This window comes from Flavobacterium daemonense, assembly GCF_007341385.1.
Lineage (GTDB): Bacteria > Bacteroidota > Bacteroidia > Flavobacteriales > Flavobacteriaceae > Flavobacterium > Flavobacterium daemonense.
Map to the genome: position 1 here is coordinate 64,095 of NZ_VJYD01000018.1, position 12,604 is coordinate 76,698.

The window sequence follows — 12,604 nt, forward strand, 5'->3', positions numbered from 1 at the left end:
AGATTTACAATCCGTGCCGTAAAGTAAAGCTCTTACTTTAATAAAAAAATTATGTCCAATCTTTGAGGGCACAGATTGCAAATCTGCGCTAACGATAATGTCTTTGAAACATAGATAATTCAAGAAACAAAAAAAACTGCATAAAAACCACAAAAGTCTTTATACAGTTTAGTATATTTTTAAACTAAAATTTTATCCCATCACATAAACAACCAATCCCCTAGCCCCGTGCGCACCCAAAACTAAAGATTGTTCAATATCAGCCGTTTTTGAAGGCCCAGCGATGAAAGTTCCGAAACCATAATCTTGATTTTCTATTTTTTCATACGCTTGATGCATCGTTGGATATATGTTTTCTTTATTTACAATAATAGCCAAATATTGTGCTATGAAAGGAGCAACACGTTGTCCTAAAATATCATCGGTTACCCAAAGCGCACTGTTTTCTGCCACGCCAAAATGCGCTTTTACAATCGTCAATTCCACATTTTTAAGCGAATGCGGATCGTCATTTGTCCAATCTAAACTTGCAATTTCTGAAAGTTCTGGGAGCGTTGTTACAATGCGCTTTTCAATATTATAATGTTCTTTGATGTATGAAATTATATCATCATAACTAGAAACTTCTACTGTGTTTCCTCCAATGTTTTTCAGCACTGTTTTATACGTTTCTAAAACATCAAATGTTTCAGAACCTAAAACTTTTAAGTCTGGCAAAGCGGTAACAGAAGCAGGTTGATTCTGTTTTATTTTATTTAATATTTCAGCTTTACTGCTCATTGTTTTTTCCTTTTGCTTCTCTTGAATTTTTCTTGTACCACTCTCTGAATGATTCTTCTGGAACGGCAGGCATTTCGCGCTGATCGTACCATTTATTCATTTTATTATTGACTAAACCGGGAGCATTTTTCATTACAAATCGGCCTGATTTTCCGGCGATATTAAAAACCGTCGGATTCGCTAAAACCGTTGCCATTGTTTTCATTGCAATGGTTTTTGAAGTTGGCGTATATCCTTCTTTCACCAAAACCTGACGCCATTTATACAATTGATCATGAATGTCAATTTTTACCGGACAAACATTAGTACACGAACCACAAAGCGTACTAGCAAAAGGCAAATCGGCATTTTTGCTCATATCGAGATTTGGTGCCAAAATAGAGCCAATTGGTCCCGCAACCGCATTATGATAACTGTGTCCACCGCTTCTTCTGTACACCGGGCATGTATTCATACATGCGCCACAACGAATGCATTTCAGCGAATTTCTAAAATCTTCTCTTCCTAATTGTGTACTTCGTCCATTATCGACAATTACAATATGAATTTCCTTGCCGTCTCTTGGTTTTTTAAAATGGCTTGAAAAAGTGGTAATCGGCTGTCCTGTGGCGCTTCTGGCTAACAATCTTAAGAAAACACCTAAATGTTCTCTTTTCGGAATCAGTTTTTCAAAACCCATACAGGCAATATGAACATCGGCTAAATGCGCACCCATATCAGCATTTCCTTCATTGGTACAAACCACAAATTCGCCCGTTTCTGCAATCGCAAAATTAACTCCAGTCAAAGCTGCTTTTCGGGTTAAAAATGTATCTCGAAGTTGTTGGCGCGCCGACTCAGTTAAATATTGCGGATCAAAATTTCCTTTTTCTGTACCTAAATGTTCATGGAAAGTTTCGCTTACATCTTCTTTTTTAAGGTGAATTGCCGGCAAAACAATATGGCTTGGCGGTTCTTTGCGAAGCTGTACAATATATTCTCCTAAATCAGAATCGATAACTTCGACGCCATTTTCAGCTAAATATTCATTCAAATGGCATTCTTCTGTAAGCATGGATTTTGATTTTACCATTTGCTTGACATCGTGTTTTACCAAAATAGAATGCACAATTTCATTATGTTCTTTTGCATCAGCTGCCCAATGCACTTTTATTCCGTTTTTCTGGGCATTTGCTTCAAATTCAATCAAATAATCATGAATATTTGAAAGGACATTATTCTTGATTTTAGAAGCTGTTTCACGCAGCAATTCCCAATCCTGAATCTGATGCGCCGATTTATCACGTTTTTCACGTACAAACCAAAGCGTTTCATCATGCCAGTTTACACGCTCCACATCTTTATTAAAACGCGCCGCAGCTTCACTATGTTCTATTGTTTTTTTTGAAGACATCTTTTTAATCATTTAATCCTGTTGGTTAATTTAAACACATAGAAACATAGGTTATAATACTGTTGAAAGGCATTTCATTTGCATTAATAAACATAGGCTATGTGTAAATAGATATGTCGTTTATTTCAATCTTTAGGAAAAAGAAAAATCTATGTTTCTATGTATTAGATACTATTTTTATAAATATTCCCAATGTTTTTTTTTTTTTAATTTTTACTGACAAAATTCACTACATTTTCGTGAATTGCTTTCTCTCCCTGAACATTATCAGCACTCACATTTGTCAAGAAAATATTTTCTACAGGAAGTTCTTTTTGAGCCTGAATTCTCGAAATGAATTTTACATCGGTCGCTTTTATATTTTCTAAATGCACATTTTTTATTGGCGTCAAACGTCGTTCAATAGTTGGAACCAAATCACGCCATTGGTACAAAACATCAGTTTCTATCCCTAAAATTCCAGCGTCAATTTTACCCGCTGTAATGTTTGTCATATAAATATTATTGACAAAACCGCCTCGTCTTTCGTTAGTTTTGATGTACAAAAGATGATTCAGTTTTGCACCATCCACGACCGTGCAATTATCAATAAAAACATTTTCGATACCGCCCGAAAGTTCGCTTCCAATTGCAACTAATTGATGACCATTTTTCACGGTACAATTGCGCATAACAATATTTTTTGAAGGCGTGTGCAAATTCCAAGCATCTTTCCCACATCCTGATTTAATCGCAATTGCATCATCGCCTTGATCAAAAACACAATTTTCGATCAATACATTTTGAGACATCTCGGGATCAACACCATCATTATTATGTCCGTGTGCATAAACTTGAAGATTTCTTAATACAACATCTTTTGATAAAAATGGATGAATCGTCCAAAACGGACTATTTGTTATCTTAACGCCATCCATCAATACATTTTGGCAACGATTGAACTGAATAAAATGCGGACGCAAATTTGCCGTATCATTTACCATTTGTCTTTCTTTCATTGGCTTTTCATACGAAGCTAGATAGTATAATCTTTTCAGACTTTCCATATGGGCTTTTGGGCGTGCAAACCATTTTGTCCAAACGTCCATTTTTGCTTTTAGTTCGCCTTCGCCTGTAATGGCAATATTTTTACATTGGTAGGCATAAATCAATGGTGAATAATTGTAGCACTCATAACCTTCCCAAGTAGAACGAACTGCAGGCAGATAATCTTTTGGATCTTCAGAAAAAAGCAAAACCGCACCTTTATTCAAATGCAGATTTACGTTGCTCTTAAAATGAATTTTCTTTGTCAGCCATTCTCCTTCCGGAATTACAACAGTTCCTCCTCCTGCTTTATTTGCCTTGGAAATGGCTTTTGAAATGGCTTCAGAAGTTTTGTTTTTATCGCCTTTTACAGCACCAAAATCAACAATCGAGAATTCTTTGCAATTGCTGAAATCTGGAATTTTAATTGCTGGCATTTCAAAAGGCGCTTTTATCACAACTTCTGTTTGCATCACTGTAGATGGGTCTTTTTTAAATGATAAAAAAAGGATTGAGAGTAATAGAATAGAAAAAAGTGTAATTTTTTTCATGTTGTATATTTTATTTAAACACATAGAAACATAGTTTTTACAGCTTTAAAAAAGGCGTTTCACTTTTTTAAACAAACATAGCTATGTGTAAATGATATGATCATTTATTTTAATCTTTTTACACAAAGAAAATCTATGTTTCTATGTGTTTTAAATTTTAATTTATGCCATTGTATTTAATATTTCAGCAATATGAATGGTTTTTACTTGGCTGTTTTGTCTTTTTAGAATTCCTTCTAAATGCATTAAACATGACATATCACCGCCAGTAATATAATCGACATTATGGTTTTCATGATCTTTGATTCGGTCTTGACCCATTTTTACAGAAACCGCTTCTTCAGTAACACAAAATGTTCCTCCAAAACCGCAACATTCGTCTTTTCTGGATAAAGAAACTAAATCCAGGCCTTTTATTTTATAAAGCAATTGTTGTGGTTTTGAGAAAAATGGTGCGTTTAATTCGGTCATCTGCGAAAGCTTCAAACCACGCTGACCGTGACAACTTTGATGCATTCCGACTCTATATGGAAAATTACCATTTATTTCATGAATGTCCAGAATATCGGTAATAAACTCGGTCAGTTCAAAAACTTTTTTGCGCATTTCTGAAGCTACAACTTCCAATTTTTCATCGTGCAGATGCTCTTTTACATGCAAAACACAACTACCAGAAGGACAAACAATGTAATCAAATCCGGCAAAATTAGAGATGAAATTTGCATTACAGCCTTTCGTTAAATGTTCGTACCCGCTGTTTGCCATTGGTTGGCCACAGCAAGTTTGACCCATTGGAAAATGAACATCACAGCCCAATTTCTGCAAAAGTTCATAGGTTGCGATTCCCACTTTTGGGTAAAATTGATCGACATAACACGGTATAAAAAGTCCGATTTTCATATTCTTGGTAATTCTTTTAAACACATAGAAACATAGTTTTCATAGCCTGTAAAAGAAGTTTCACTTTAAATAAAACTCATAGTACTATGTGAAGAAATGTATTTCTTTTTATATTCTTATTTAACACATAAAAGCTATGTTTCTATGTGTTTAAAAACCTAATGCTTATAAAACTTCAAATCGATTAAATCATTCTGAATTGGTTTCGGGTTCCAGTTTTCATGGATCGCCAGCGCCGCGCCTAAAGCACTCGCCTGTGCCATCGACGCTGCATATACTTCAATATCTGGATAGGCCTCTGCAAGCAAATTCATAAAAATCGAATTCTTGCTGAAACCTCCATCTACAAAAATTTTCTTTACAGGACTATTGTGTATCACTAAGTTAGTCGAAAAAACTTGTTGTTCAACCAAATCCAACATCAATTGATGATACGCGATCTCGTAGCTTTTAAAAGTTGAAAGATCTCTCTTTTGGAATGGACATTCTTTCAGAATATCAAAATCGTATTTCTTTGGATAAATAATCTGAAAATTGAGTGATCGCAAAGTCGCTACAATCTTTTTATCAAAATAAACATCTTTAAAACTGTCAAACGGAACATTAAAATGTGCGGCTAATCTTTTAGCCTGAATTTCATGTTCATTGCCCGAAAATAATCGCGCTGCTTTTACCGGTTTTTCAGTGTATTGCATGTAACACAAACAATCCTGCTGCAACTCCTCAAAAGTCAAAGGTTTATTATTGAAAGGATTCAGCGAAATGCTCCAAGTTCCTGTCGATAATAAAACAAAAGGCTCCGTAAAATTAATGGTATAAGGAATTATTGCCGATGAACTGTCATGAAGGCCAACTCCAATTGCCAAATCATTCTCTTTTTTTAAGACATCTTTTCCGTAATGCAACGGCGGAATTTTAGCTGAAATGCCTTCGTTTTGAAGCCATTTGTGATATTTCATCTTTTTAAAATTCCACAAATTCGTATGACAGCCAATGCTTGTAATATCGGCGAAAGCCTCATTTGTCAACAGAAAACTCAAATATTGCGGTAAATGAAGGCAATATTTTACTTTTTCAAACAACTCTGGTTCTTCTTCCTTAAGTCGGTAAATCTGCATTCCAGAATTCAGACTTCCTAAAACCGGAGAAGCCGTTTTGACAGCAAATTTTTCTTCACCTTTATACTTGGCGTAAAATTCTTTTTTTAATTCCTCTGGATAATCTTTTAAATAATTATACAGAGGAGTCAAAACTTTTCCGTTTTCATCAATATACACAAAACTAGCGCCGTATGTACTAAAATTGATTGCTTTTAAAACATAGTTGGTCAACTCTTTTATTTCTGATAATCGATCGAGTATCCAGTTTTTCAGGACATCAATATCTTCACAAGGAAAACCATCTTCATCTGTGGTTTCATCAAGATTTACTGATTTTTCCCAAACAATCTTATAATTTTCGTCAAATAAAAAAACTTTTTTGTTTGTTTTACCAATATCAAAAATTGCAACTACATTCATTTTTTTTTTTAATTGTAAATTGTTAATTATCAATTGTTAATTTTAGATTCATAATTTATAATTAACAATTAATAATCTATAATTATAGTCCTGTTGCCATTGTTTTTAATCCTCTTTCGCCAATCAAATTATTTCTAACTGCAAGAGAACGATATAATTCAACTGGATTTAAAGCTGCTCCAGAACGCAAACGAGCTTCTGCAACTAATGCGCGAACATCTGTACGGAAAGCATTTTGAAGAATTTCCTGTGCTTTAACCACATCATTTTCTTCTTGAGCTTGTTCCAATGCTTTTCTGTCAACAGAAAGTGCTTGTGCATACGCAATCATAATCGCTTCAACAGATTGCAATAAATCTTCTAAAGGATCTTTAATATTGTGAGAAGCATCAATCATCCAACCTAAATCTTTGGCGTGATTCATTCCTCTTGCATCCATTCCTTCAACCAATTCATTGAAAATCAAGAATAATTGATAAGGTTTTAAAGCTCCAGCAGTTAAATCGTCATCTCCGTATTTTGAATCGTTAAAGTGAAAACCTCCTAATTTATTGTCCATCAATAAAATAGAAACAATTTGCTCAATGTTTGCATTTGGCAAATGGTGTCCTAAATCAACCAGTGTTTTTGCTTTGTCTCCTAATTTTTGAACGTATGAATACGATTGTCCCCAATCGGCAACTGTTGTAGAGTAAAAATTTGGTTCAGCACATTTGTATTCTAAGAATAATTTCCAGTTTGAAGGCAATGCGTCGTAGATTTCCTCTAAACTTTCTAATGTATTTTGATACGCTTTACGGAAGTTTAATTGTCCCGGAAAGTTAGATCCGTCTGCCAACCAAACTGTTAGCGAATCAGAACCTAATTCAATTCCGTGTTTGATAACCTCGATATTGTGAGCAATTGCTTGTTTGCGAACTGCTTTATTTACGTTTTGCAATGAACCATATCTATACGTATGTTCTGCATTTGCCTGATCCTGAAACGTGTTCGAGTTCATGGCATCAAACTTTAATCCGTGCTGTGCTGCAAGCGTTTTGATAGCTTTATAATCAGTTGGAATATCCCACGGAATATGAAGCGAAATCGCGCCCGAAGCATTGTTTAATTTATGAAGCAAACCTACATCTTCAATTTTTTCCTCTAATGAACGAGGTTCTCCTCCACCTGCAAAACGTCCAAATCTAGTTCCTCCAGTTCCTAAAGCCCAAGATGGAATTGCAATTTGAAAATCAATTAATTTTTGAATGATTGATTCTGCATTTTCTATTTCTGATGCTGTAAAAGCAAATTTATTTTGATGTTTTTTCAGCAATCCCTCATTATGAGATGCAATATTGTTTGATTCAATTAACATAGCATTTTATTTTAATAGCGCACAATGTAACACATTATATCGATTGCGCTCTTGGTTAATCTTAATTATTTTATTTTGCCATTGGGCAAATTTGATTTGCAAATTAATTTTAACACATAGAAACATAGATTTTATTCCCTATTTAAAGATTCCAAAGAGAAACCAATTTCTTTCACATAGCCAACTATGTGAATTTAAATAAGTGAAACGCCTTTTTTTGCATTTACAGAAACTATGTTTCTATGTGTTAGAAATAACCACAATCAAAAGATTTTTATTTAAATCTTGACTTTTAAATTTTAAAAAAATCTAACGTTCGAAAATCTCCGAACGTTAGATTACAAAAAACCACCTTTGTTTTAAACAAACTTAAAAAAACTTACAATCTATCTGTAAAAGCCCATTCCGACACCGCCATCAACGTTTAGAGCGTTTCCTGTAGATTTACCTAATAAACCGCCAACGAAAGCAAAACACGCATTTGCGATATCATCTGGCAATATAATTTCATTTAATAAGGTACGTTTTGCATAGTAAGCCGGCAATTCTTCAACTGTGATTCCGTATGCTTTTGCACGTCCTTCTGCCCATCCGCCAGACCAGATATTTGAATCTGAAATCACAGCATCTGGATTTACCGTATTCACACGAATTTTATCCGCTCCAAGTTCAGCCGCCATTAAACGTGTCAAATGCGCTTGAGCTGCTTTTGCAGAACCGTAACCAGGATTATTTGGACCTGCAACTACTGCATTTTTAGAAACGATATTTACAATGTCTCCGCCAAAACCTTGTTTGCGCATTACTTCGATTCCGGCTTTAGAAACAATAAATTGTCCTTTCACCAAAATATCGTATAATCTGTCCCACTCTTCTAAAGTATGTTCTGCAATAGATTTTGAAATACTGATTCCGGCATTGTTTACAATAATATCAGCACCTCCAAAAGCTAGAGACGCCTGATCAAACGCTTTTTCCGTACTATCAGGATCCGTAACATTCAATAAAGTACTTGAAACAGCATCTTTACCAAACAATTTCACAAACTCAGCAGTAGCCGATTCTAAACGCTCTTCGTTGATATCATTGATAACCACACAAGCACCTTCTTGAGCAAATTTCTTAGCGATAGCTTTACCAATTCCGCCAGCAGAACCTGTAATTACAGCCACTCTGCCAGATAATGCTTTTGGTTTTGGCATACGCTGTAATTTAGCTTCTTCCAATAACCAATATTCAATGTCAAATGCTTCTTGGTGAGGCAATGATGTATATTCTGAAACTGCTTCAGCACCTTTCATTACGTTTACGGCATTGATATAATATTCAGATGCCAAACGCGCCATTGTTTTATCTTTTGCAAAAGTGAACATTCCAACTCCTGGATATAAAATCACAACTGGATTTGGGTCACGCATTGCAGGTGAATTTGATTTTTTGCATGCATTGTAATAGTCTTTGTACATTGCACGATACGCTTCAAATGCTGGTGTTAATTTTGCTTTAATTGCATCAACATCAGATAAATCTTCGTTTGGATCTAATTCTAAAACCAGCGGACTGATTTTTGTTCTTAAAAAGTGATCCGGACAAGAAGTTCCAAGCGGCGCTAATTTTGAAAGATCATTAGAATTAATGAATTCCAAAACTCTCGCATCATCTGTATAATGTCCAATCATTTGACGCTCAGACGAACAGAAACCTCTTAAGATTGGAGCTACTTTTGCCGCTTTTAATTTACGATCCGCTTCTGGAAGACTATCAATTTTTTTACCTCCAAAAACTGGGCGTTTTTTTCCGTAATTACTTTCAAGATATTCAGCACATTTTTCGATTACTTCCAGCGTATTAATATAACTTTCGTATGCAGTATCGCCCCAAGTGAATAAACCATGAGAACCTAACATGATACCACGAAGTTTTTTCCCTTTTTTCTCAGCTTCTTCCAAACAGCTTCTTAATTGAAGCCCAAGGTCAAAACCAGGGCGTTGCCATCCAACCCATCCAATTTCACCATCAAACAATTCTTCTGTAATTTGCTTTCCATCTTTTGCAGCAGCGATTGCAATTGCCGCATCTGGATGCAAGTGATCGATGTGTTTGAAAGGCAAGAAACCATGTAAAGCAGTATCGATTGAAGGCGCTTTTGATGCCAAATCAAAAATACAGTGGTTGAATAATTCTACCATTTCATCTTCAAACTCAATTCCTCTGTACACATTTTCAAGATTGCGCAATCTGTCTAAATAAAGGGCTGCACATCCTGATTTTGTTAATGTTCCAATATCTCCACCAGAACCTTTGATCCACATTACTTCAGAGCTCTCGCCTGTTAATGGGTCTTTATCTGTTATTTTTACAGAAGTGTTTCCACCTCCGTAGTTTGTCAATCTTAAATCGGCTCCAAGCAGATTCGAGCGATAAATAAAAAGCGCTACTTCATCACCAGCTAATTCTTTTGCTTTAGCTTCATCCCAAAGATAGCTTACGTGCTTAAAATTCATATTAGTTGTATTTATATTCGACATTTGGTTGTTTTGATTTTAGTTGATATTTATAATGAATTCCCGATTCCGACTAAAACAATCGAAAGCATCATTAATGCAATTCCCCACACAAAAGTTCGCATTGTTTTCCTAGAAACTCCCGTCCATTCTTTTAGATAGAATCCCCAGAAATTGGCAGTCAAAATAATGGTCGACATGTGCAAGATCCAAGAACTCGCGCCATTTCCTAATTTGCTTTCTCCCATACCATAAAAGAAGAACTGCAAAAACCACATTGTACCCGCAATTGCAGAAAACAGAACGTTTTTAGCAATTGGCGTATTTGTATTTGTATAATCTGAAAAAGTTTTGTTTTTGAAATTAAGGTACAGACACCAGATAAAATTAGTTGTCAAACCGCCCCAAAGAATAATGATATAGCTAACATTATTTTGGAATAAAAATTCGCCTTGATTTGGGTTTGCTAATTTCCAAGCCTCATTTGCAACATGAGCCATTGGCTTAGCCGCTTCAATTCCGAAGTTAAAGAATGAACTCAAAATACCTGAAACGATAGCAATGATTAATCCTTTTGTCAGATTAAAATCTTTGTCTTTATCTTCATGACCAGTAGCAAAATCCTTTTCTTTCAGCATTCCAGCCTTTCCTAAAATAGCAATTCCCAGAATACATATTAATACTCCGGCCAAAACCATTTGTCCGCCAGAATTCGCAAACATGTCACTAATTGATTCTTTGCCTTCTACAGCATTGAAATTGTAATAAATTGGCGGAATTAAAGCGCCAAAAGCAGAACAGAATCCTAAAGTAATTGAGTTTCCTAACGACATTCCTAAATAACGAACGCCAAGACCATAAGTAAGTCCGCCTACTCCCCAAATCAGTCCCATTGTAAATGCCAATGCTTTAACTTGTGGCGCAGCATTTGCAATAATTTCGGTAAAATTTGGAATCGTCAAATAAGCAGCAACCGGTGGCACAATAAGCCAAGAAAAAAAACCTCCAACTAGCCAGTAGCTTTCCCAAGCCCAATTTTTTACTTTCTTGAAAGGCATGTAAAAACTGCCCGAAGAGAAACCTCCAATGGAGTGAAAAATAATACCAAGTAATGATTCCATTTAATAATTTTAGTTTGTGGTTATTGATAGTTAATCTGGTTGTGTAAAATAAGAGAATGTAAAAAAGAAAACTGTCCTGTACTATCCTTTATGATTTTAGGAATTATGTTAAAACCAAAGAATATTAGGAAGAAGAATGGTTTTTAAGGCAATAAATAAATTTAAAATTTCTATTTTAGCAATCGATTTCGTAATTATTGCATCCTCAATTTTACAATAATTAAGCAAATCTTAAGAAATATAAAATTCGCCTTATTTATTTTTTCTTCTTTGTGAGAAAAGTAGCAAATACAAGTGTTTGCTTGAATTTTGAATAAAGCTTTTTATCCAAATTTTAATTCAGAATTATGCTTCTAATTTTTTCGGCATAATTTTCAATACCTGCAAAATGATTAAACTTATTAAAATTGATGAAGATTCAAGGGTTCCAAAATACAAGCAAATTGTAGATTCAATTTTACAGAATATTGCCAACGGAAATCTAAAAATAAATCAAAAAATACCTTCTATAAACAGTTTCAGCGAAGAGTTTTATATGTCTCGTGATACTGTCGAAAAGGCTTACAACATCTTAAAAGAGCGAAAAATCATTTCTTCTATTCGAGGAAAAGGCTATTATATTACCCGAACAAAACTGGAATCGAAGGTAAATGTGCTGTTTTTATTCAATAAACTAAGCGCTTATAAAATGAAAACCTACAGTTCTTTTATTAATACTGTTGGTGCAAATGCGCATACTGATCTGCATATTTATCATTGCGATGAAACTTTATTTCTAAATCTTCTTGACAAATTTGAAGGCGCTTATGATTATTATGTTATCACAACACATTTCAAAACTGATGAATTGAAACATTTGAGTTTTACCGATGATGTTGTAAAAGCAATCGAACGCATTCCGAAAGAGAAATTGGTAATTATGGACAATATCAAACTCGGAATGGAAGGCGAAATTATTAAGATTTATCAGGATTTTGAGAATGATATTTATAATGCTTTAAAAGAAGGTCTTTCGAAAATCAGCAAATACAAAAGACTGATTTTGGTTTATCCTGAAAAAGCGGTTTATCCGTATCCGAGAAGAATTCTTCACGGTTTCAGGAAATTTTGTGTAGAGCACGAAATCAATTTTGAGATTCTGAGCGAAGTTTACGATGATATGATTCTGAAAAAAGGTGATTTATTTATTACCATCGAAGAATCAGACTTGGTGAATTTAATGAAACAAATTCGCGATGAAGAGTTTATTTTAGGAAAAGAAATTGGCGTAATCTCATACAACGATACACCACTAAAAGAATTATTAGGCATCACCGTTATGTCAACCGACTTTAATGTAATGGGTGAAACAGCAGCCCGAATGATTTTAAATAAAGAAAAAGGAGACGTTAAAGTACCTTTTAATTTTATTGATAGAAATTCTATCTAAGATGCTAAGGTTCTAAGTTTTTT

General features: G+C 34.6%; 9 protein-coding genes. 1 reads left to right on the plus strand and 8 read right to left on the minus strand.

Going from position 1 to position 12,604, the window contains the following annotated elements:
* Window positions 1–192 precede the first annotated feature (192 nt).
* The 8 genes from FND99_RS18340 to rhaT form a co-directional block, all read right to left on the minus strand.
* On the minus strand, window positions 193–780 hold the full coding sequence (locus FND99_RS18340) for a LutC/YkgG family protein (protein ID WP_144339388.1): 588 nt from the start codon (window positions 778–780) through the stop codon (window positions 193–195).
* Window positions 770–2,173, minus strand: coding sequence for a lactate utilization protein B (locus FND99_RS18345; RefSeq protein WP_144339389.1), 1,404 nt, complete (start codon window positions 2,171–2,173; stop codon window positions 770–772). Before FND99_RS18345 ends, FND99_RS18340 begins: the two co-directional genes overlap by 11 nt.
* Before the next feature lie 206 nt (window positions 2,174–2,379).
* Window positions 2,380–3,750 (minus strand): glycoside hydrolase family 28 protein, encoded by a 1,371-nt coding sequence (locus FND99_RS18350; protein ID WP_144339390.1) that lies wholly within the window; start codon window positions 3,748–3,750, stop codon window positions 2,380–2,382.
* A 162-nt stretch (window positions 3,751–3,912) separates the two neighbouring features.
* Window positions 3,913–4,650, minus strand: coding sequence for a (Fe-S)-binding protein (locus tag FND99_RS18355; protein ID WP_144339391.1), 738 nt, complete (start codon window positions 4,648–4,650; stop codon window positions 3,913–3,915).
* 158 nt (window positions 4,651–4,808) lie between these two features.
* Window positions 4,809–6,170: an FGGY-family carbohydrate kinase gene (locus FND99_RS18360; protein WP_144339392.1), complete on the minus strand. Its 1,362-nt coding sequence runs from the start codon at window positions 6,168–6,170 to the stop codon at window positions 4,809–4,811.
* A gap of 82 nt (window positions 6,171–6,252) precedes the next feature.
* The gene (locus tag FND99_RS18365) at window positions 6,253–7,527 is read right to left on the minus strand and encodes a TIM barrel protein (RefSeq protein ID WP_144339393.1); all 1,275 of its coding nucleotides are present in this window, start codon (window positions 7,525–7,527) and stop codon (window positions 6,253–6,255) included.
* Window positions 7,528–7,913: 386 nt separating this feature from the next.
* The gene (locus tag FND99_RS18370) at window positions 7,914–10,055 is read right to left on the minus strand and encodes a bifunctional aldolase/short-chain dehydrogenase (RefSeq protein WP_144339394.1); all 2,142 of its coding nucleotides are present in this window, start codon (window positions 10,053–10,055) and stop codon (window positions 7,914–7,916) included.
* Between the two features lie 26 nt (window positions 10,056–10,081).
* Window positions 10,082–11,152 (minus strand): L-rhamnose/proton symporter RhaT, encoded by a 1,071-nt coding sequence (gene rhaT, locus FND99_RS18375; RefSeq protein ID WP_144339395.1) that lies wholly within the window; start codon window positions 11,150–11,152, stop codon window positions 10,082–10,084.
* Between the two features lie 388 nt (window positions 11,153–11,540).
* Here rhaT and FND99_RS18380 point away from each other — a divergent pair, with 388 nt between their 5' ends.
* Window positions 11,541–12,581: a GntR family transcriptional regulator gene (locus FND99_RS18380; RefSeq protein ID WP_144339396.1), complete on the plus strand. Its 1,041-nt coding sequence runs from the start codon at window positions 11,541–11,543 to the stop codon at window positions 12,579–12,581.
* Window positions 12,582–12,604: the final 23 nt, after the last annotated feature.